The 19,729-nt window shown below is 64.6% G+C and carries 20 protein-coding genes; 6 read left to right on the forward strand and 14 right to left on the reverse strand.

The genetic code is table 11. The features are described 5' to 3' along the window. Positions 1-22: 22 nt before the first annotated feature. Positions 23-961, reverse strand: coding sequence for a LysR family transcriptional regulator (locus IAG25_RS13310; protein WP_187605270.1), 939 nt, complete (start codon positions 959-961; stop codon positions 23-25). A 115-nt stretch (positions 962-1,076) separates the two neighbouring features. On the opposite strand from IAG25_RS13310, the gene IAG25_RS13315 reads away from it, so the two are divergent. Together IAG25_RS13315 and IAG25_RS13320 are read left to right on the forward strand one after the other, a co-directional pair. After that, positions 1,077-1,511 (forward strand): VOC family protein, encoded by a 435-nt coding sequence (locus IAG25_RS13315; RefSeq protein WP_187605271.1) that lies wholly within the window; start codon positions 1,077-1,079, stop codon positions 1,509-1,511. Between the two features lie 115 nt (positions 1,512-1,626). Further along, a complete protein-coding gene (locus IAG25_RS13320) occupies positions 1,627-3,192 on the forward strand; it encodes a serine hydrolase (protein ID WP_187605272.1) in 1,566 nt (521 codons plus the stop codon). Positions 3,193-3,258: 66 nt separating this feature from the next. Here the strand turns inward: IAG25_RS13320 and IAG25_RS13325 are convergent, their stop codons facing one another. The 10 genes from IAG25_RS13325 to phnG form a co-directional block, all read right to left on the reverse strand. Continuing rightward, entirely contained in the window at positions 3,259-3,537 is a 279-nt protein-coding gene (locus tag IAG25_RS13325) for a hypothetical protein (protein ID WP_187605273.1), read from the reverse strand. 161 nt (positions 3,538-3,698) lie between these two features. Beyond that, positions 3,699-5,237, reverse strand: a complete 1,539-nt coding sequence (locus IAG25_RS13330; protein ID WP_187605274.1) for a methyl-accepting chemotaxis protein — start codon at positions 5,235-5,237, stop codon at positions 3,699-3,701. 253 nt (positions 5,238-5,490) lie between these two features. Then, complete coding sequence (locus IAG25_RS13335) at positions 5,491-6,855, reverse strand: MFS transporter (RefSeq protein ID WP_187605275.1); 1,365 nt, start codon at positions 6,853-6,855, stop codon at positions 5,491-5,493. 275 nt (positions 6,856-7,130) lie between these two features. Further along, positions 7,131-8,264: an alpha-D-ribose 1-methylphosphonate 5-triphosphate diphosphatase gene (locus IAG25_RS13340; RefSeq protein WP_187605276.1), complete on the reverse strand. Its 1,134-nt coding sequence runs from the start codon at positions 8,262-8,264 to the stop codon at positions 7,131-7,133. Continuing rightward, positions 8,258-9,025, reverse strand: a complete 768-nt coding sequence (gene phnL, locus IAG25_RS13345; RefSeq protein WP_187605277.1) for a phosphonate C-P lyase system protein PhnL — start codon at positions 9,023-9,025, stop codon at positions 8,258-8,260. Before phnL ends, IAG25_RS13340 begins: the two co-directional genes overlap by 7 nt. Positions 9,026-9,035: 10 nt before the next feature. Next, a complete protein-coding gene (phnK, locus tag IAG25_RS13350; RefSeq protein WP_187605278.1) occupies positions 9,036-9,806 on the reverse strand; it encodes a phosphonate C-P lyase system protein PhnK in 771 nt (256 codons plus the stop codon). Next, positions 9,803-10,657 carry an alpha-D-ribose 1-methylphosphonate 5-phosphate C-P-lyase PhnJ gene (locus tag IAG25_RS13355; protein WP_187605279.1) on the reverse strand — a complete coding sequence of 285 codons (855 nt, stop codon included), beginning with the start codon at positions 10,655-10,657 and terminating at the stop codon, positions 9,803-9,805. The genes phnK and IAG25_RS13355 overlap by 4 nt, the downstream gene beginning before the upstream one ends. Beyond that, positions 10,654-11,754 carry a carbon-phosphorus lyase complex subunit PhnI gene (locus IAG25_RS13360; protein WP_187605280.1) on the reverse strand — a complete coding sequence of 367 codons (1,101 nt, stop codon included), beginning with the start codon at positions 11,752-11,754 and terminating at the stop codon, positions 10,654-10,656. The genes IAG25_RS13355 and IAG25_RS13360 overlap by 4 nt, the downstream gene beginning before the upstream one ends. Continuing rightward, on the reverse strand, positions 11,754-12,377 hold the full coding sequence (phnH, locus tag IAG25_RS13365) for a phosphonate C-P lyase system protein PhnH (protein ID WP_187605281.1): 624 nt from the start codon (positions 12,375-12,377) through the stop codon (positions 11,754-11,756). The genes IAG25_RS13360 and phnH overlap by 1 nt, the downstream gene beginning before the upstream one ends. Further along, a complete protein-coding gene (phnG, locus tag IAG25_RS13370) occupies positions 12,374-12,856 on the reverse strand; it encodes a phosphonate C-P lyase system protein PhnG (protein WP_187605282.1) in 483 nt (160 codons plus the stop codon). Before phnG ends, phnH begins: the two co-directional genes overlap by 4 nt. A 162-nt stretch (positions 12,857-13,018) precedes the next feature. Between phnG and phnF the strand changes: the two genes are divergently transcribed. The 3 genes from phnF to phnN are packed head-to-tail and all read left to right on the forward strand — an operon-like array spanning position 13,019 to position 15,023. Continuing rightward, on the forward strand, positions 13,019-13,777 hold the full coding sequence (gene phnF / locus IAG25_RS13375; RefSeq protein WP_187605283.1) for a phosphonate metabolism transcriptional regulator PhnF: 759 nt from the start codon (positions 13,019-13,021) through the stop codon (positions 13,775-13,777). Beyond that, the gene (locus IAG25_RS13380; protein WP_187605284.1) at positions 13,774-14,466 is read left to right on the forward strand and encodes a DUF1045 domain-containing protein; all 693 of its coding nucleotides are present in this window, start codon (positions 13,774-13,776) and stop codon (positions 14,464-14,466) included. The genes phnF and IAG25_RS13380 overlap by 4 nt, the downstream gene beginning before the upstream one ends. Then, positions 14,463-15,023, forward strand: coding sequence for a phosphonate metabolism protein/1,5-bisphosphokinase (PRPP-forming) PhnN (gene phnN / locus IAG25_RS13385; protein WP_187605285.1), 561 nt, complete (start codon positions 14,463-14,465; stop codon positions 15,021-15,023). The genes IAG25_RS13380 and phnN overlap by 4 nt, the downstream gene beginning before the upstream one ends. A 414-nt stretch (positions 15,024-15,437) precedes the next feature. Here the strand turns inward: phnN and phnE are convergent, their stop codons facing one another. From phnE to phnC, 3 genes are all read right to left on the reverse strand, one after another. Beyond that, a complete protein-coding gene (gene phnE, locus IAG25_RS13390; RefSeq protein WP_238217339.1) occupies positions 15,438-16,172 on the reverse strand; it encodes a phosphonate ABC transporter, permease protein PhnE in 735 nt (244 codons plus the stop codon). Positions 16,173-16,256: 84 nt separating this feature from the next. Next, positions 16,257-17,228, reverse strand: a complete 972-nt coding sequence (phnD, locus tag IAG25_RS13395) for a phosphonate ABC transporter substrate-binding protein (RefSeq protein WP_187605287.1) — start codon at positions 17,226-17,228, stop codon at positions 16,257-16,259. Between the two features lie 33 nt (positions 17,229-17,261). Beyond that, positions 17,262-18,098, reverse strand: coding sequence for a phosphonate ABC transporter ATP-binding protein (phnC, locus tag IAG25_RS13400; protein ID WP_187605288.1), 837 nt, complete (start codon positions 18,096-18,098; stop codon positions 17,262-17,264). Between the two features lie 227 nt (positions 18,099-18,325). Between phnC and IAG25_RS13405 the strand changes: the two genes are divergently transcribed. Then, positions 18,326-19,714 carry a dihydrolipoyl dehydrogenase gene (locus tag IAG25_RS13405; protein ID WP_187605289.1) on the forward strand — a complete coding sequence of 463 codons (1,389 nt, stop codon included), beginning with the start codon at positions 18,326-18,328 and terminating at the stop codon, positions 19,712-19,714. Positions 19,715-19,729: the final 15 nt, after the last annotated feature.

Consider the following 19,729-nt stretch of genomic DNA (forward strand, 5'->3'; position numbering starts at 1 on the left):
GGAAAAGCGTCTGCAACGCATTCTAGGCGATGCCGCGCGCCGGATTGCGCCCGCGTGCGCGTTTGACGGGCGTCTTCGCCCCGCCCCGCTCCGCCGCCTCGACGATGCAGCCGGCAAGCCGCGCCGCCGCATCCGGCTCGTCCGCACGCACGCGCCGCGCGCGCTCGACCAGACCGATCTCGCGATGGAACGTGGCATCGCCGAGATCGAGCGCGACCGCGCCGCGCGGCCATGCGCCGGTGCCATCGGACACCGGCACGAGCGCCACGCCCAGGCCCCGCGCCACCAGTTGCGCGATGCCCGGCAGTTCATCGACTTCGATCGAGTCGCGCACCACGATGCGGCGCTTCGTCAAAAACGTGTCCACTTGCCGGCCGCCGAAGGAACGCCGGTCGTATCGGATGAACGGCTCCGACTCGATCAGCTCACGCCAGTGAACGCCCTTCTTCGCGGCGGGCGCGAGCAGCACGAACGGCTCCGCGACGAGCGCGCGCCATCGCAGTTCCGCCGGCAGCGAGAACGGCGGGCGGATGATGACGGCCATGTCCATCTCGCCCGCATCGACGCTCGCCAGCAGATTGAGCGACACGCCCGGCACGAGCCGGATGCGCCACGCGGGCAGCATGCGCCGGAACGCGCCGATCGCGTCAGGCAGGAGCGCCCCATGCGCCGACGCGATCGCGCCCACCGAAAGCGAGCCGCCGCGCCCGTCCTCGCCTTCCGGTTCGGCGAGACGCGCGTACAGCGCGATGAGTTCGTCGGCGAGTTCGAGCGTGCGCCGGCCCGCCTTGTTGAGCGTCGCGGAACGGCCGGTGCGGTCGAACAGCGTGACGCCGAGATGCGCTTCGAGGCGCTGCATCTGCGCGCTCACGGCCGATTGCGTGAGGCCGATATGCGCGCCCGCACCCGCAAACGTGCCGTGGCGCGCCACCGCGATGAAAGTCTGAAGTTCGCGCAGCATGTCGATTCATCGAAAATAGTGGGGCTGACTCCCGCAATATATCGTTTTTCAACACATTTATTTGTCAATACACTGAGATCTCGTTCCCCACACGTCGATCAAAGGATTCACCGCCATGAGCACGACCCAGCACGCCATGCCGCCGTTCCACCTCGCATTCCCCGTTCACAGCCTCGCCGCCGCGCGCGAGTTCTATGGCGAATTGCTCGGCTGCCCGGAAGGCCGCAGCTCCGACGCCTGGGTCGATTTCGATTTCTACGGGCATCAGATCGTCGCGCATCTTGCGCCCGAGGAAGCCGGGCATCGTTCGACGAGCGCGGTCGACGGCGACGCCGTGCCGGTGCGCCACTTCGGCGTCGTGCTGTCGATCCCGCAATGGGAAGAACTCGCCGACAAGCTGCGCGCCGCGGGCACGCGCTTCATCATCGAGCCGCATGTGCGCTTCAAGGGCGAAGTCGGCGAGCAGGCGACGATGTTCTTTCTCGATCCGTCGGGCAATGCCGTCGAGATCAAGGCGTTCGCCGACATGTCGTCGCTGTTCGCGAAGTAAGGCGGCGAGCACGACGCGTCTCTCCCTTTCCTTCATACGACACGCGCCTGACGGATAGTTTCCAATATAGAATCCGCTCTGCGCGCGCCGTGCGCGACATCGGGGAGACGCGAGTATGAGACCTTCAGAGGGACGCCGCCGCTTTCTGGGCGCGGCACTGTGCAGCACGATCGCCGCGTGCGGCGGCGGTTCGGATTCAGACGACGCCAACGCATCGACTTCTTCGAACGGTAACCAAACCGGCCCCGTGCCGGACGCGCAAGTCAACGCAGCCCTCTCCCAGCTCGACACACTCGCCAACGACCTGCTGAGCAAAACCGGCGTGCCCGGCATGGCCGTCGCCGTCGTGCGCGGCACGCAGACCGTCTACGCGAAGGGCTTCGGCACACGGCTCGTCGGTTCGGGACAAGCCGTCGATGCCGATACCGTGTTTCAGCTCGCGTCGATGTCGAAGCCGGTGGGCGCTTCGGTCGTCGCGCATCAGGTCGGCGCGGGCGGCATCGCGTGGAATACGCCGGTGCGCGCGCATCTGCCGTGGTTCACGCTGTCGAAGGATGACGTCAGCGCGGCGGTGACCATCGGCGATCTTTACTCGCATCAGTCCGGCTTGCCCGACCACGCAGGCGACAAGCTCGAAGACATGGGCTACTCGCAAACGGAAGTTCTGCAGCGGCTGCGCTTTCTGCCCTTGCATCCGTTTCGTCATTCGTACTTCTACACGAACTTCGGGCTTACGGCGGCGGCGGAGTCCGTGGCCGCGGCCGCGGGCATCGACTGGGCGACGCTCTCCGAAAACATGCTCTACAAGCCGCTCGGCATGACGAGCACGAGCTCGCGTTATGCGGACTTCATCGCGCGCGCAAACCGCGCGACCGGGCACGTCAGGCGCGGCAATCAGTGGGTGCAGGGTCTGGGGACGATGCCCGACGCGCAATCGCCCGCGGGCGGCGTGAGTGCGTCGGTCAACGACATGGCGAAGTGGCTCGCGATGATGCTCGGCACCGGCGTCTTCAACGGCAATCGCGTCGTCGATGCAACCGCGCTCACCGCCGCCATCACCGCACAAGTGCAAAGCTCGCCGCCCGGCAACGGCAGTCCCGCGGGCTACTACGGCTACGGGTTCAACGTGGGGCAGACGAGTGCGGGGCGCGCGTCGTACGGACATTCCGGCGCGTTCAGCGCGGGCGGCGCGACGAGCTTCATGGTCGTGTCGTCGACGAATCTCGCGATCGTCGCGCTGACGAACGCGTTTCCGATCGGCGTGCCGGAAGCGCTCGGTCAGCAATTCTTCGATCTCGTGCAATACGGCTCGATCCAGCGTGACTGGTTCGCGCTCTACAACGAAGCGCTCGCGCCGCTTTCGGCGCCGAGCGGCTCGCTCGTCGGTGCTACGCCGCCCGCGTCGCCGCTGCCCGCGCGTGCGCTGTCCACGTATGTCGGCACGTACAAGAACGATTACTTCGGGCCGATTCAGGTCGTCGATCAGGGCGGCGCGCTCGCGGTTCTCATCGGCCCGCGTCCGATGACCCTGCCGCTCTCGCACTGGGACGGCGATGTTTTCACGTTCACGCTCGTCAACGAGAACGCGAATCCCGGCACGATATCGAAGGTATCGTTCCTGAGCGATCGCGTGACGCTGGAGTATTACGACGAGGACGGTCTCGGCACCTTCGTGCGTTGAGCAAGCGCCTCAAGCGAACGGGACGCCACGCGGCGTCCCGTTCGTCATGTCATCGCGCGTAACGCGTTACTTGCCGGAGCCGCTCGCGCTGACCGGCGCGCCCGGACCGCTCGGCGTCGCCGTGTCGCCCGGATCGGTAGACGGGCCCGCGCTCGTCGCGCTCTTTTGCATCTTCTTCGAATGCGAGGTCTTGTGCGACTTCGACTGCGCGTGCTGCGTCGTCGTCTGCGCGTTGTCGCCGGCCTGAAGGCCCGTGTTCGAGCTAGGCGGATTGTCCTGCGCGAAAGCGGAAGCACAGACGAGAGCGATAGCGCCAGCGGCGGTGGAAAGGGCGAAACGTTTCATGTCGGACACTCCTGTTTGCTGTTGGCAAAATGCGATGCTTGCGGCTTGATCTGCCTGCTGGCCGCGGCGCTCGCGCCGCGGCCGGTTCGCACCATACGGGTCAGCACGCGACATGCCACGGTCTGACGTTTCGCAAACGGTGTGTCCTCGATGAAAGGCGTTCAGGTTCTGAACACCGAGACCGCGTTCTTAAGTTCCTCGGCCTGAACGGCGAGCGCGGCGGCGGCCGCCGTCGCCTGCTCGACGAGCGCCGCGTTCTGCTGCGTGACGGCGTCCATCTGCGTGATCGCGACACCGACCTGCTCGATGCCCTGCGTCTGCTGCGACGACGCCGACGAGATCTCGCTCATGATGTCGTTCACGCGCGTGACGGACGTGAGAATCCGCTTCATCGTGTCGCCGGATTGCTGCGCGAGATCCTGCCCCGCCGTGACGTTCGTCACCGATTCGTCGATGAGCGTCTTCACGTCCTTCGCCGCCGCCGCGCAACGCTGCGCGAGCGCCCGCACTTCCGATGCGACCACCGCGAAGCCGCGCCCATGCTCGCCCGCGCGCGCCGCTTCGACGGCCGCGTTCAACGCGAGAATGTTGGTCTGGAACGCGATGCCTTCGATCACGCCGATGATGTCGACGATCTTCTCCGAGCTGCCCGCGATCTTGTCCATCGTCGCGACGACGCCGAGCACGACACCGCTGCCGCTTTCGACCGTCGATGACGCGCTCGCCGCAAGCTCGCTCGCCTGCCCCGCGTTGTCGGAATTCAGGCGCACGGTCGACGTGAGCTCTTCCATGCTCGATGCCGTTTCCGCCAGCGACGCCGCCTGCTCCTCCGTACGCGACGACAGATCGTGATGGCCGTCGGCGATTTCGCGCGACGCCGCCGTGATGCCGTCCGCGACGAGCTTGATCTGCGCGATCGTCTGCGTGAGGCGCGACTGCATCGTGTGCATCGAATGCATGAGGCTCGAATCGTCGCCCGGCTTCACCTGCACCGACTGCGCGAGGTCGCCCGCCGCGATGCGCTGGCAGACGATCGACACATCGCGCGGATCGCCGCCGATACTCTTCAGCACGCCGCGGATGATGAGCGTCATCGCCAACGTCAGCGCCGCGCCGATCACGCCGATGAGCAGCAGCGACTTGAGCACGATCGCGTGAAAGGCCGCGTCGATATCGTCGATATACGCGCCCGTGTACACGTGCCAGTCCCATTCGCGCACGTAGTCGCCGTAGGTAAGCTTTTGCAGCGGCTCGGTCTCGCCGGGCTTCGGATAGAGATAGGTCGTGAGATGCGAGCCGTCGAGACCGTGCTTCACGATTTCGCCGGTGAAATGCTTGCCGGTGGCATCGACGAAATCGTTGATCTTGTTTTCCGTGTCCGGGCGCACGGGGTTCAGCACCTGGAACAGCTTCGAATCGAGGATGCCGAGATAACCGCTCGTGCCGTAGCGGATCGCGCGCACGCTGGCGATCGCCAGCTTCTTCGCTTCTTCCTCGGGCAATGCGCCGCTTTGCGCCTGCTTGACATAGAACCTGACGACGCTCGTCGCCGATTGAACCTGTTCGGCGAGCGCGCTTTCACGGTTGCGCATCAGCGAGTGTTTCGTGGAGATCGCGTTGAGCGCGCACAGAAGAATCAGACTGAGCCATACGAAGCCCACGGTGCTCATGAGCTTGGTCTTGAAGGAGAGTTTTTTCACGATCTGGTTGAAGGAGCCGATGGAAGCGCCGGGGCAGGCGCTCGCTTTGCGGCTTCCGATCGTGGGCGGTTTTACGTTTGCATGCGAAGGCGCAACGTGGCCCTGCAATCGAAAGCCGTATGCAAATTAACGGCAAGCGGATTGCGTTCTTGAGGGGTACGGGCAGCGTCGCAATGCACCCGCACAAAAGAAAACGCCCCGCGTGACCGAAGTCACGCGGGGCGCGATCACCTCTGCTCACATCTGCGTCGAGTCAATGCCCGACCGGCTCCGTCGACTTGAGATCGCTCGCCATCGCCGTCTGCGGATGCGCGGCCTGCTTGATCAGCAGCGCAACCGCCGACACCAGCCCCGCCACCGCGATCGTCGCGAAGATGGCGCCGAAGCTGAAGTGCAGGCGCGCCAGTTCGGCGACGAGGAACGATCCCGCGATGCCGCCGAAGCGCCCGATGCCCAGCATCCACGCGACGCCCGTGCCGCGTCCTTGCGTCGGGTAGAACGCAGCGGCCAGCGCGGGCATCGACGATTGCGCGGTGTTCATCAGCACGCCCGCGAGGAACACGACGAGCACGAGCAGGCCGACGTTGCCCACGGCCTGACCGATCAGATACACGCTCACGGCGGTCAGCGCATAGCACGCCGCGATGATGCGGTTCGCGTTGAACTTGTCCATCAGCACGCCGCACAGCACCGCGCCGACGCCGCCGAGCGGGAACAGCGCGGAGATGAGCGTCGCTTTTTGCGGCGTCAGCCCGGATTCCTTGAGCAGGATCGGCATCCAGTTGATCGACGCGTAGAAGATCACGAGGCCCATGAAGTAGGCGAGCCACAGCATGACCGAGCCGACGATGTACGAGCGCGACAGCACCACGCTCATGCCGCTCTGCCCGGCCGCCGCGGGCGCGGCTTCGGTCATGAAGAACGAGCCCGCCTGCGCGGCGTCCGACGAGATGCGCGCGAGCGTCGCGCGAATCTTCTCGACGGGCTTCGCCTTCGCCACCATATAGCGCACCGATTCCGGCAGCGTCGCGATGAGCAGCACCGACAGCACGAGCGGCGCGACGCCGCCGAGCATCAGCACGCTGCGCCAGCCGAAATGCGGAATCATCCACGCGGCGAGAAAGCCGCCGAAAGCCGCGCCGAGCGGAAAGCCGCAGAACATCAGGTTGATGAGCGTCGCGCGGCGGTTGTCGGGGCAGAATTCGCCCATCATCGTGACGGCGTTCGGCATGGCGGCGCCGAGCCCCAGGCCGGTGACGAAGCGCAGCGCCGTCAGTTGCGTGATGTCGGCGGAGAACGACGACGCGAGACACGCGACGCCGAACAGCAGCACCGACGAGAGCAGCATCACGCGGCGGCCGAGCTTGTCCGACAGCGGCCCGGAAAGCAGCGCGCCCGCGGCGAGCCCGAAGAGCGCCGCGCTCAGGACAGGCGCGAGCGCCGGCCGGCTGATCTGCCATTCGGTGACGAGCGAAGGCGCAATGAAGCCGATCGCGGCGGTATCGAAACCATCCAGAAGGACGATCACGAAGCACATCCCGAAGATGAGCCACTGAAACGGCGAGAACGGATGATCGTTGATGAACGTCTGTACGTTCACGGCAGGACTTCTACTCACTTCATTCCCTTTTCAATGATGGGCGCGCGCCTGGAAAGGTCGCATCCCGGAATTGAAACCGCTTCCCGCAAGCGTTTTTTTCGTTGAAATGCGGGCCGCAGCCACCGGTCAATCGCGCGGAATCGGTGCAAAAAGTTCGTTAGACGAACACCGATTCACATAGCGAACTCGCGTGTGACAATACTGAACAAGCTTGCGCTTCGTCAACGCGGGCTTACCCGCGTATGACGAAGCGCTGACGTGTGGCTGTCGGGAAGGAAATGAAGCGCCGCGCGTCAGGCCACGCGGCGTCCGGCGCGATAAGTCTCGCGCGGCACCTGCACGCCGTCCACCGACGCGACGCGCACGAGGTCCGCGCGCAGGCCCGTCGCGATGGCGCCGCGATCGGTCAGACCGGCCGCATGCGCCGGCGTCCACGACACCGTCGCGACCGCGCGCGGCAGCGACCAGCCCGCCTTGCTCACGAGATCGAACACGGCGATCAGCAGACTCGACGGCACGTAATCCGACGACAGAATGTCGAGCAGCCCTTCGCGCGCCAGATCGAGCGCCGACACATTGCCCGAATGCGAACCGCCGCGCACGACGTTCGGTGCGCCCATGATCGTCGCGATGCCGTGCTCGCGCGCGGCGCGGGCCGCGTCGAGCGTCGTCGGAAATTCGGCGAGTGCGATGCCGTCGCGCGCCGCTTCCTCGACGTGCTCGACGAGCGTGTCGTCGTGACTCGCGAGCGAGATGTTCAAGCCCTTGCAACGCTCGACGATATCCGCGCGATGCTTCGCCGCATAACGTGCCTGCTGTTCGGCCAGCTCGGCGAGAATATTGTTCGTGTGCTCGTCGCTCCACTTGCCGTGACGCTCCTGATACTTGCGCCACTTTTCGTGGTCCCGCCATTGCCGCTGCCCCGGCGTGTGATCCATCACCGACGCGAGCCTGAAAAGCGGATGAGACGACAGCGAATCGAACACTTCGACGACATCCGTCGTGCCCACTTCGCAGCGCAGATGCAGGAAGTGTTCGGCGCGCAGGAGATCGCGCTCGACGAACTTTCCGATCGACTTCGCGCATTGCACCTGAAGCTCCCGGCCGCGCACGCCCTCTTCGGGACGCGAACCGACGCCGAGCGCATCGAACACGGTCGTGATCCCGGCGCACGCCACCTGCGCGTCATGGATGATGATCGCCGCTTCGTGATTCCACAGCACGCCCGGACGCGGCGTGAGATGCTTTTCGATGTTGTCCGTGTGCAGCTCGACGAAACCCGGCAGCAGATAATCGCCTTCCCAGTCCACGGCTTCGCGCGCCGCCGTATTGCCCGGCGCGATCTCCGCGATGTGTCCGTCCGCGACACGCACGGTGCCCATGAACTCCTCGTCGCGCGTCACGATGCGCGCATTCTTGATCAGCATGTCTGCAACACTCCGGAATCGGTTTGAACGGATGCGCCATTTACGCTCGCGAGCCGCACGATGCGGGTCGCGACGCGCTCGCGCGTGTCCTCGTCATGAAAGATGCCGACGATCGCCGCGCCCTGCCCGCGCGCCTCGACGATCAGATCGGCGACCACGTCGCGGTTCTCGGCATCGAGCGACGCGGTGGGCTCATCGAGCAATAGAAGCGGATGCGCGGCGATCAGCCCGCGCGCGATATTCACGCGCTGCTGCTCGCCGCCCGAGAAGGTCGCGGGCGCGAGCGCCCACAGACGTCGCGGCACGTTGAGGCGTTCGAGCAATGCGCTCGCGCGGGCGTGGGCTTCGTCTTCGTCCACGCCGCGCGACACGAGCGGCTCCGCGACGAGATCGAGCGACGACACGCGCGGGATCGCGCGCAGGAACTGGCTCACGTAGCCCATCGTCGTATTGCGCAGGCGGATGATCTCGTGCGGCGCGGCTTCGGTCAGCACGATATGGCGTGATGCGCGACTATCGTCACGAATCGCGATGGTGCCGCGCGTCGCGAGATAGTTGCCGTACATGCAGCGCAGGAACGTGCTCTTGCCCGCGCCGGATGCGCCCGCGAGCACGACACATTCGCCGCGTTCGACATCGAGCGAGACGCCCGACAGCGCGGCGATACGCACGCCGCCCTGCTGATGCAGCGTGAAGGTCTTTTCGATGCCGTGCGCCTGGAGCATCAGCTTGTCGTTCGTGACAAAGGCATTCATGGTCATGTCTCGCACCTCAAACGGGCAGCACGGACGCGACGAGCGTCTGTGTGTAAGGATGTTGCGGATCGTCGAGTACCTGGTCCGTGAGACCGCTCTCGACGACGCGCCCGTCTTTCATCACCATCAGCCGATGCGCGAGCAAACGCGCGACGCCGATATCGTGCGTGACGATCACGGCGGCGAGATGCAGCTTGCTCGTCAACGTGCGCAGCAGATCGAGCAGGCGCGCCTGCACGGATACATCGAGGCCGGCGGTCGGCTCGTCCATGAACACGAGGCGCGGGCCCGTCACCAGATTACGCGCGATCTGCAGGCGCTGTTGCATGCCGCCCGAAAACGCCGAAGGCAATTCGTCGATGCGCGCCGCATCCAGTTCGACGCGGCTCATCCAGTCGGTGGCCGTTTCGCGCAGGCGTCCATAGTGGCGCGCGCCGATCGCCATCAGCGGCTCGCCGATGTTCGCGCCCGCCGATACGTTGCGGCGCAGGCCATCGCGTGCGTTCTGGTGCACGAAGCCCCACTCGGTGCGCGAGAGAAGACGCTTGCGTGCTTCGGTGAGCGTCAGGAGATCGAGCGCCTCGCCTTCGCGCGTGGTGTACGTGAGCGCACCGCTGTCGATTTCGCTGCGCAACGCGAGCGCATTCAGCAAGGTCGATTTGCCCGAGCCCGATTCGCCGACGATGCACAGCACTTCGCCCGGATAGACATCGCAATCGACATCGACGCAACCGCCGCGTCCGTCATAACGCTTCGTGAGTCGCGTCGCTTTCAGCAGTGCGTTCATTGCGCCACCTCTTCATCGTCGCGACGGCTGTGACAGTAGTCGCTGTCGGAGCAGACGAACATGCGCGTGCCCTGATCGTCGACGATCATTTCGTCGAGAAAGCTTTCGCGCGAACCGCACAGCGCGCACGCATGTTCCCACTTCTGCACGCTGAAGGGATGATCCTCGAAATCGAGACTTCTCACTTTCGTATAAGGCGGAATCGCATAGATGCGCCGTTCGCGGCCCGCGCCGAAAAGCTGCAATGCGGCGTTCATGTGCATCTTCGGATTGTCGAACTTCGGGATCGGCGAGGGCGATGTCAGATAACGGTCGTTCACCAGCACCGGATAGTCGTAGGTTTTCGCGATGCTGCCGTGCTGCACGATATCCTCATAATATTTCACGTTGATGAGGCCGTAGTCCGCGAGCGCATGGAGCTTCCTGCACTCCGTCACGCGCGGTTCGAGCCGGTACAGCGGCTCGGGCATCGGCACCTGATAGACGATGATCTGCTTGTCCGTCAGCGGCGTCTCCGGAATGCGGTGACGCGTCTGCACGATGGTCGCGTCCGCCGTGCGCGTGGTGGTCGCCACACCCGCGGTGCGCGCGAAGAAGCGGCGAATGTTCACCGCGTTGGTCGTCTCGTCGGAGCCCTGATCGATGACCTTCAGCGTATCGCGCTCGCCGATGATCGCGGAGGTCACCTGCAAGCCGCCCGTGCCCCATCCATACGGAAGCGGCATTTCGCGCGACGCGAATGGCACCTGATAGCCCGGCACCGCCACCGCCTTGAGCAGTGCGCGGCGAATCATACGTTTGGTCTGCTCGTCGAGATACGCGAAGTTATAGCCTTCGGTGAGTGCGTTCATGCCGCATTCTCCTTGTTGTCATCCGGGCGATGCGCCGCGCGCAGGCGGCGCAGCAGTTCCAGCTCGGATTGAAAATCGACGTAATGCGGCAATTTCAGGTGCTGCACGAAACCGGACGCTTCCACGTTATCGCTGTGATACAGCACGAACTCGGGATCCTGCGTGGGCGCACCAACCGTTTCGCCCAGTTCTTCCGCGCGCAATGCGCGATCCACGAGGGCCATAGCCATCGCCTTGCGCTCCGAATGACCGAAGGCGAGGCCGTAGCCTTGCGTGAAGGTCGGCGGCACGTCGCCGCTGCCCGCGAACTGGTTGATCATCTGGCATTCGGTGACATCGATCTCGCCGATCTCGATCGCGAAGTCCAGTTCATCGACGACCATTTCCACCGCGACTTCACCGTGACGAATCTCGCCCGCGAACGGATGACTGTGCGCGTAGCCGCGCTGAGTCGCATAGCCGATTGCAAGCAGAAATCCTTCGTCGCCGCGTGCGAGGTTTTGCAGGCGCGTCGAACGATTGGCAGGAAACGACAGCGGCTCGCGCGACAGATCGCCCGGCGGCGGCGCGTTCTCGTGCGCGCGCTCCTGCTCGATCAGGCCTTCCCTGTCGAGCATGGAGAGCACGCGCGGCATCGCGCTTTCTTCGGCTGCCTTACCAGCGATAGGTACATCGCCAGCTTGTTGACCTTCGGCGAGCAGGCTGAAATCGAGCAGACGCTGCGTGTAATCGTAAGTGCCGCCCAGCATCTGGCCGCCGGGGATATCCTTGAACGCTGCCGAGATGCGACGCTCGACGCACATCGCTTCCGTATCGATCGGCAGCGTGTAGCCTACGCGCGGCAATGTCGTGCGATACGCGCGCAGCAGAAAGATCGCTTCGACGAGATCGCCCGCGGCCTGCTTGATCGCGAGCGCGGCGAGGTCTTCGTCGTAGACGGAGCCTTCGGTCATCACGCGCGCGACGGCAAGCCGCATCTGCTCTCGAATCTGCGCGACGGAAAGCTCGGGCACGGCGAGATCGCCGCGACGCTGCTTCGCGAGCACGTCCCATGAACGTTCGATGGCGCGTTCGCCACCCTTGACCGCGACGTACATCAGTTCACCTCCACATGCGTCGTGCGCGGCAGGCCGATGAGCGAGCCGCCCGCGACGAAGTAGCAATCGATGCCGCACGGAAAGAGCGTGGTGAGCGCCGCGCGCTCGCGCCAGAACTCGCGCGACAAGCCCGCTATGCCGACCGTGCGCGACTCCGCTATACCCGGACCGCGCCACACGAGCGGCTCGCCTTCTGTCAGCGAGGGCACGCGGATGAAGAGCGTCGCGGCATCCTCGGGCGCTTCGGGATCGCCGTGCGAGAACGCATCGAGCGAAGGCATGTCGCGCGCGTCGTCGATATAGGCGAACGCGGCCTCGCGGCGATCGCGTGTCAGGGGCGCGCTCGCGTGGAAGCGCAGCGCATCGCCCAGCACGTCGTCTTCGTGTTCGATGAAAACCGGCGTCGAATAATCCGTCAGCGCGAGCAGGGACGCGAACGCGGCGAGCGGCACGCGCCCGGCGAGCGCATCGCGCATCGCGTGATTGTCCGGCAGCGCGGCGTCGATCGCGACGATGCTGCCCGGACGCGACAACGCATCCAGCAATGCGCGGAACACGCGCTGCGCGTCGTGGATCGTGTCGTTGAAGCCCGGCACGAGCCGGGTCATGTCGATTCTCATCATTCGCCTCTCACCATCGTGAAAAATTCGACCCTGGTCCCGGCCGCTTCGGCCTCTTTGCGACGCCGTTCATCGGCGATGCGCGCGGCCAGCGGTTCGATCAGGTGCGTCTGCAACCTGTCCGCATAGCGGGGCATTTGCAGGAGCGCGTCGGCGAGCGCGGCGAGCGTCGCGCGCTCCTTGTCGCGGCCCATGTGCACGGCGACGCCGACCGGCGCTCCGCCGTCACCGGTGCGCAGTCGCAATGTCGCTCGCGTGACGGTCGTTTCGCCGAGATTGAACGCATCGCCCGTGCCGCCGATGCGCCCGCGCACCATCGCAAGCCCGATATCCGGCGCGCGCAGCCACTCGTACTCAGGCGCCTTCGCCCCTTCGAGCGCGGCGTCGAGCGCCTGTTTCAGCGCATCGCGCGGCGTGCGCGCCAGCACCGCCATCCATTCGCGGCGACCCCGAGCGCCCCGCGACTCCAATGAATTACCCATCGCTTTCCCTATGTTCGAAAGGATCTGACTGTCATATGCTACTCGTCATCTTATCTAGTCGTCTAGACGTTTGGTCATGTGGTGTGGTTTTCACATTTCCATCACGAATTGGGCACTACAATTCGATAGATCGATATTCAAACCGACAGGAATGACAGCGCAATGACATCGAACGAAAATGCCGCGCCTCTGCATGCGGTCGAGCGCGGCGCGGGGGTCGCGGTCTGGCGGCAGATCGAGCAGATCCTCGCCGCCGAGATCGCCGCGAAGAGCTTCGGCGACGAAGGGCGTCTGCCGAGCGAGGCCGAGCTCGCCAAACGCTTCGACGTGAACCGTCATACGGTGCGCCGCGCGATGTTGCGGCTCGCCGCGACGGGCCTCGTCAGCGTCGAGCAGGGGCGCGGCACGTTCGTGCAGCCGGGCGCGATCGATTATCAGATCGGGCGCCGCACGCGTTTCACGGAGAACCTGCGCCGCCAGAAGCTCACTTCGGTAGGCGTCGTGCTGAGCTCGGAGCGCGTGAAGGCGGATCCGGCCGTCGCGAAAGCGCTCGGCGTGCGCGCGGGCACGCTCGTCTATCAGATCGAGACGCGCCAGGATTCCGACGGGATCCCGATGACCTATGCGCGCAGCTGGTATCCGGCCACGCGCTTCAACGACCTGCCCGCGACCATCGAAGCGGCGGGCGGCGTGAGCGCCGCGCTGGAGCAGTTCGGCGTGAAGGATTACACGCGCAAATGGAGCCGCATCGGCAGCGTGCTGCCTTCGTCGGACGTGGCGCGGCGCTTGCAGATCAATCGTCAGCAGCCGGTGCTGTGGGTCGAAAACGTCGATGTCGACGAGGACGGTGTGCCGATCAAGTACGGCATCACGCATTTCGCGGCGGATCGCGTGCAGTTGATGGTCGAGCACGATCGATGAGCGTCGCCGGACATCCGCGCGTGGCGCTCTATTACGCGCCGCCCGCGTCCTCCGCGTGGTGGCGCGAGGGATGCGAATGGCTCGGGCGCGATCCCGAAAACGGACGCGAGATTGCAACCGCCGCTTATGACGTGACGCACGCGCCGCGCCGATACGGCTGGCACGCGACGCTCGTCGCGCCCTTTCACATGGCGCCCGGCATCGAACTCGCGGACGTGCTCGCTTGTGCACTCGCATGGGCAAGCGCCGTGCAGCGCTTCGAGATGCCTGTGAAGGCCGCCGAACTGGGCCGGTTCGTCGCGCTGCGGCCCGCCGAAGCCAGCGACGAGGCGACGCTTCGCACACTCGCCGCCAGTGCGCTGCAGGCCCTCTCCGCGCTGCGTGCAATGCCTACGCGTGAAAGCATCGAACGACGCATTGCGGAAGGCATGAGCGCGCGGCAAATCGAGCTTCTGCGTACATGGGGCTATCCGTATGTGTTCGACGAATATCGCTTTCACATGACGCTCTCCGATTCACTCGACGATGCGAACACGCGCGCGTCGATCGTGTCGGACTGGATGCGGCGCATCGACATGCTCGGCCCCTTGCCGATGCATGGCGCGGCGCTTTTCATCGAACCAGAGCCGGGCGCGCCCTTCACGTTATGGCAGCGCCTGCCGTTCAACAACGCACAGGACGTGGCATGACCGAAGTCGATAGCACGAAGTTGATCTACGTGATGGGACCATCGGGCGCGGGCAAGGACTCGCTGCTCGGTTTCGCGCGCGAACGTATCGGCGCGCGCGTGATGTTCGCGCACCGCTACATCACGCGCACGGTCGCGGACGGCGAGAACCATATCGCGCTTACGCATGACGAATTCACTTCGAGGCTTTCATACGGCCTCTTCGCGATGCATTGGACCAGTCTCGGGCTGCGCTATGGCATCGGCATCGAACTGGATGCGTGGCTCGCGCGCGGTATGCCCGTCGTCGTGAACGGTTCGCGGCAGCATGCGGGACTCGCGCTCGAGCGTTATCCCGATGCGCGCTTCGTGCATATCGATGCAACGCCGTCGGTTCTGGCCGCGCGGCTCGCGCGGCGCGGACGCGAGGATGCGCGGCAGATCGAAGCGCGTCTTGCGCGGCGCCCCGCGTTTGAATTGCCATCGCATGCGCATGTGGTGAAGATCGATAACTCCGGTATGCTCGCCGATGCTGGGACGCAATTTCTTGATGTGCTCGCGTACACGGGCGGGATCTGAATTCGTGCTGGGAATGGAGAGGTGCTTGGCTCGGTTTGCCGCGCACGCTTCAGGGTTTTTCGCCGGATCCCGTATTCGTGTTGGTTTATTAGCGTTGCCCCTGTGCGGGGCGGCACCTACTTTCTTTGCTGCTGCAAAGAAAGTAGGCAAAGAAAGCAGCTCGTTCAGGCCCGCGGTCACACGCACGTTGGCCATGCTTGCCAGCCGCCCGTGGCCCTCGCCTAAGTGTCGCCCTCGAAGGACCAACCGGGCTTGGCTCACGCACGGTCTGACACGCTAGATGTTTCAGCGCGCTGGTTCAGCGCCAAAGAACTCCGGCACAGCGCTACGCGCTGCCGTCGGGTATGCAAGGGAAACCGTTGGAACGACGCGAGCGCCTGATCTCGGCGCTTGCATCGAAAGCTCATGAGCGGTTCAGATCACGCGCTCGCGCACCCAGCCGGAGATGAGATCGATCAGCGAGACGATTAGGATAACGATCAATATCACCGCCGCCGTCTGCGCATAGTTGAACGAGCGGATCGCTTCATACAGCACCACGCCGATCCCGCCCGCGCCGACCATGCCGACGACCATCGCCGAACGCACGTTCGACTCGAAGCGATACAGCGCGAACGAGATCCACAACGGCAATACTTGCGGCAGCACGCCGTAGACGATTTCATCGAGACTGCTCGCGCCCGTTGCGCGCACGCCTTCCGCCGGCCTCGAATCAACGGCTTCGACCGCTTCGGCGAATAGCTTGGCAAGCACGCCGGTCGTATGCACCCACAGCGCGAGCACGCCGGCGAACGGCCCGAGCCCGACCGCGACGATGAACAACATCGCGAAGACCATCTCGTTGATCGCGCGGCACGCGTCCATCAGACGTCGCACCGGCTGCGAGATCCACACCGGCGCGATGTTCTGCGCCGAGAGCAAGCCGCACGGCACCGCGCAAACCAGCGCGAGCGCCGTGCCCCACACCGCGACCGCGAGCGTCACGCTCATTTCATGCACATACGTGCGCCATTCGCTGAAGTCGGGCGGAAAGAAGTCGCGCGCGAACTGGCTCATGTTGCCCGATGCGCCGAGCAGATCGAGCGGACGCATGTCGGCGCTCTTCCATGACAATCCGAGCACGGCGATCACGACGATCCACCCGAGCATCGACGTCCAGCTACGCTTGGGCGCGCTCGCATGGACCGGACGGACGATGCCGGCCTCGAACGTGGCTACGTCGAGCGGCTTCATTTACTTCGCCGCCGTGCTGTCGAGCGCGGCGATCTTCTGATCGAGCGCCGCGATCTTCGCCTGCTTGTCGGCGGCGTCAAGAAGCGCATCGTTCTGCACCTGCTCCTTCTTCTGGAAGAGCGCCATCCGACGAATGGGCACGAGCTGCGCGTCCGACGATTCCGCGAAGCCCGAATAACCCGAGATCGCCGCCATCACCGCCTGCTCGCGCGGATCCTTTTCAGCGTAGTGGTAGAAGAAGTTGCTCAGCTTGTCCTTCGTTTCCTGCGGCAGATCGCGGCGCCACACGAGCGGGTCCGACGGAATCAGCGGCGACTGCCACAGCACGCGGATCTTCGGATACAGCGCCGGATGTTGCGTCCTGATGGTGTCGAGCATGTCGGTGCTATTGGTCGCGACATCGATCTTGTCGTTCGCGACCGCCAGCATGTTCGCCGCATGGCTCGACGGCAGCACGCTCTTGAACGCGCTCTTCGGATTGATGCCGTTCTTCGCGAACAGATAGTACGAAGGCACGAGCGTCCCCGATGTCGAGTTCGGATCGCCGAAGCCGAGATTGATGTCCTTCGAGTTCTTCAGCACCTGATCGAGCGACTTCCACTTGCTGTTCACGTTCGTGATGAGCAGCGAGTAATAACCCGCCTCGCCGTTCTTGTACTTCACTTTCGCGAAGACTTCGCCATTCGAACGATCGACGGCTTCGATCGCCGACGCATTGCCGAAGTGACCCACCTGCACCTTGTTGAAGCGCATAGCCTCGATGATGCCCGCGTAGTCGGTCGCGAAATACGCCTTCACGTCGAGACCGGTCTGCTTGTTCAGATCGTCGATGAGGGGCTGCCAGCGCCCTTTGAGCGCGGCGGACGAATCCGACGAGATGATGCCGAAGTTGATCGTTTCGGCATGAACGATCTGCGTCAGAAAGCAGGACGCGAGCGCGGCGCCGGCCAGGAAGAAACGGGCTGTTTTCATGATGCGATCCAGGGTTGATGTTGGGTTGGAAACTCAGACGCTCGCGGCCGATGCGAATGCTCGCGAAGCTCGCGTGTCCGCGCTCGGCGCGCTGTGCTGCGCGAGCAGTTCGTCCGCCGACGCGCCGTACAGCTCGCGCAGCACGACGGGCGTGAGACGCTCGCTCGCGCCGTCGAACACGACGCGGCCATCGCGCAGCGCGATCGTGCGCGGGCAATATTTCATCGCGACATCGATCTGATGCAGCGATACGACGACCGTCAGGTTGTGCTCGCGGTTGAGCGTCTGCATCAGTTCCATGACGCGGCGCGCCGACTCAGGATCGAGCGATGCGATCGGTTCATCGGCGAGCACGATGCGCGCGCGCTGCACGAGCGCGCGGGCCAGTGCCGCGCGTTGCTGCTGGCCGCCGGACAGATTGCTCGCGCGCTCGAACGCGTGCTCGCCGATGCCCATCGCGCTGAGCGATTCCATCGCAAGCGAACGCTCGCCGCGTGGAAAACGGCCCGCGAGACGACGCCACAACGACACGCGCGACAACGCGCCGATCAGCACATTGGTCAGCACGGAAAGGCGTCCGACGAGATTGAATTGCTGAAACACGAAGGCGACGTCGCGGCGGATCGACCGCACTTCGCGCACGATCCTGCCGTTCTGCTGGATCGGCCGGCCGAGCAGCGTGACATGCGACGGCGCGGGGTCGGATGCCGTAAAGCCTGCGATATGCCGCAGCAGCGTCGACTTGCCGGATCCCGAAGCGCCGATGAGCGCGACCATTTCGCCCTCCTCCACGCGCAGATCGACGGAGTCGAGCGCCTTGCGGCCATTCCTGAACGTCTTGGTGAGACGCTCGATGCGAATTGCGTCCATAAGCTTCCCTCGATTGGCGCGCTCAAAGGGCGCGCTGAAACGTTCGGGAGATTCTAGGAAGCGAAGATGACGACACGGTGACGCGCATGAGACGTCTAGATGAATACATGACTTCGGCGCGAATCGTTTGAGACGATTGAGCAGGAAATCGATCCGAACGAGTATTCGCGTTTCGCGTGCAGCGCGTCATGATGGTCGCAAATGCAACAACCATTCGGGACTACATCATGAACACGATCCATACGGATGTCGCCATCATCGGTGCAGGCAGCGCGGGGCTTTCCGCGTATCGCGCGGCGAAGGCGGCGGGCGCTTCGGCTGTTCTCATCGAAGGCGGCGCGCACGGAACGACGTGTGCGCGCGTCGGCTGTATGCCTTCGAAGCTCCTCATCGCCGCCGCCGAAGCCGCGCACCACGCGACCCACGCCGATGCATTCGGCGTGCATATCGACGGCGCGGTGCGCATCGACGGGCGCGAGGTGATGGCGCGCGTGAAGCGTGAGCGCGATCGCTTCGTGAGCTTCGTCGTCGCAGGTGTCGATGCGATGCCCGAAGCGGACAAGCTCACCGGCTACGCGCGTTTCATCGACGACAACCTGTTGCTGGTGGGCGAGCACACGAAGGTGCACGCGAAGAGCGTCGTGATCGCGACGGGATCGAGCCCGGTCATGCCGGCGATGTATCGCGCGCTCGGCGATCGGGCCGTCATCAACGACGACGTGTTCGCATGGGATGACCTGCCGAAGCGCGTCGCGGTGATCGGCGCGGGCGTTATTGGGCTGGAACTCGGTCAGGCGTTGGCGCGACTGGGCGTACGGGTATCGCTGCTGGGTGCGCGTGGGCGCGTCGGGCCTTTGAGCGATCCGGATGTGCGCGGATATGCCGAACGCGTGTTCAGCGAGGCGTTTCATTTCGAACCGCGTGCGCAAGTCGAAGCGGCCGCGCGCGAAGGCGATGAAGTGCGCTTGCGCTATGTATCCGGCGCGGGAGAACTGATCGAAGACACGTTCGATTACGTACTCGTGGCCACGGGACGCAAGCCCAATATCGGCGGGCTTGGTTTGCAAAACACGTCGCTCGCACTCGATGACGATGGCTCGCCTGTCTATGACCCGCTGACCTTGCAGGCGGGCGCGCATCCGGTATTCATCGCTGGCGATGCGAACGGCGTGCTGCCCTTGCTTCACGAAGCCGCCGATGAAGGTCGCGCGGCGGGTACGAACGCGGCGCGCTATCCGCATGTCGCGCCGGTCGAGCGTCGCGCGCCGATCGCGATTGCGTTCACGGACCCTGGCATCGCGATGGTCGGAGCGCGTCACGCCGACTTGATGCAAGCCGCGTTCGTGACGGGCGAAGTGAGTTTCGAAGATCAGGGGCGCAGCCGCGTGATGCTCAGAAATCGCGGGCTGATGCATGTGTATGTCGATCGCGCGAGCCGCCGCTTTGTCGGCGCGGAATGGATCGGGCCGGATGCGGAGCATATCGCGCATTTGCTCGCGTGGGCTTTGCAGATGAATCTCACGGTCGATGAAATGCTGCGGATGCCTTTCTATCATCCGGTAGTCGAGGAAGGGTTGCGCACGGCGTTGCGGGATGCGGCGGTCAAGCTGGGATGATTGGCGGGGTTGCGG

It is taken from the genome of Caballeronia sp. EK (assembly GCF_014384845.1).
Lineage (GTDB): Bacteria > Pseudomonadota > Gammaproteobacteria > Burkholderiales > Burkholderiaceae > Caballeronia > Caballeronia jiangsuensis.

Bases quoted from the DNA above. Each gene is read 5' to 3' on its own strand.
- IAG25_RS13310 (WP_187605270.1), bottom strand. From the start codon at position 961: ATGCTGCGCGAACTTCAGACTTTCATCGCGGTGGCGCGCCACGGCACG.
- IAG25_RS13315 (WP_187605271.1), top strand. From the start codon at position 1,077: ATGAGCACGACCCAGCACGCCATGCCGCCGTTCCACCTCGCATTCCCC.
- IAG25_RS13320 (WP_187605272.1), top strand. From the start codon at position 1,627: ATGAGACCTTCAGAGGGACGCCGCCGCTTTCTGGGCGCGGCACTGTGC.
- IAG25_RS13325 (WP_187605273.1), bottom strand. From the start codon at position 3,537: ATGAAACGTTTCGCCCTTTCCACCGCCGCTGGCGCTATCGCTCTCGTC.
- IAG25_RS13340 (WP_187605276.1), bottom strand. From the start codon at position 8,264: ATGCTGATCAAGAATGCGCGCATCGTGACGCGCGACGAGGAGTTCATG.
- phnL (WP_187605277.1), bottom strand. From the start codon at position 9,025: ATGACCATGAATGCCTTTGTCACGAACGACAAGCTGATGCTCCAGGCG.
- phnK (WP_187605278.1), bottom strand. From the start codon at position 9,806: ATGAACGCACTGCTGAAAGCGACGCGACTCACGAAGCGTTATGACGGA.
- IAG25_RS13355 (WP_187605279.1), bottom strand. From the start codon at position 10,657: ATGAACGCACTCACCGAAGGCTATAACTTCGCGTATCTCGACGAGCAG.
- IAG25_RS13360 (WP_187605280.1), bottom strand. From the start codon at position 11,754: ATGTACGTCGCGGTCAAGGGTGGCGAACGCGCCATCGAACGTTCATGG.
- phnH (WP_187605281.1), bottom strand. From the start codon at position 12,377: ATGATGAGAATCGACATGACCCGGCTCGTGCCGGGCTTCAACGACACG.
- phnG (WP_187605282.1), bottom strand. From the start codon at position 12,856: ATGGGTAATTCATTGGAGTCGCGGGGCGCTCGGGGTCGCCGCGAATGG.
- phnF (WP_187605283.1), top strand. From the start codon at position 13,019: ATGACATCGAACGAAAATGCCGCGCCTCTGCATGCGGTCGAGCGCGGC.
- IAG25_RS13380 (WP_187605284.1), top strand. From the start codon at position 13,774: ATGAGCGTCGCCGGACATCCGCGCGTGGCGCTCTATTACGCGCCGCCC.
- phnN (WP_187605285.1), top strand. From the start codon at position 14,463: ATGACCGAAGTCGATAGCACGAAGTTGATCTACGTGATGGGACCATCG.
- phnE (WP_238217339.1), bottom strand. From the start codon at position 16,172: ATGCTCGGGTGGATCGTCGTGATCGCCGTGCTCGGATTGTCATGGAAG.
- phnD (WP_187605287.1), bottom strand. From the start codon at position 17,228: ATGAAAACAGCCCGTTTCTTCCTGGCCGGCGCCGCGCTCGCGTCCTGC.
- phnC (WP_187605288.1), bottom strand. From the start codon at position 18,098: ATGGACGCAATTCGCATCGAGCGTCTCACCAAGACGTTCAGGAATGGC.
- IAG25_RS13405 (WP_187605289.1), top strand. From the start codon at position 18,326: ATGAACACGATCCATACGGATGTCGCCATCATCGGTGCAGGCAGCGCG.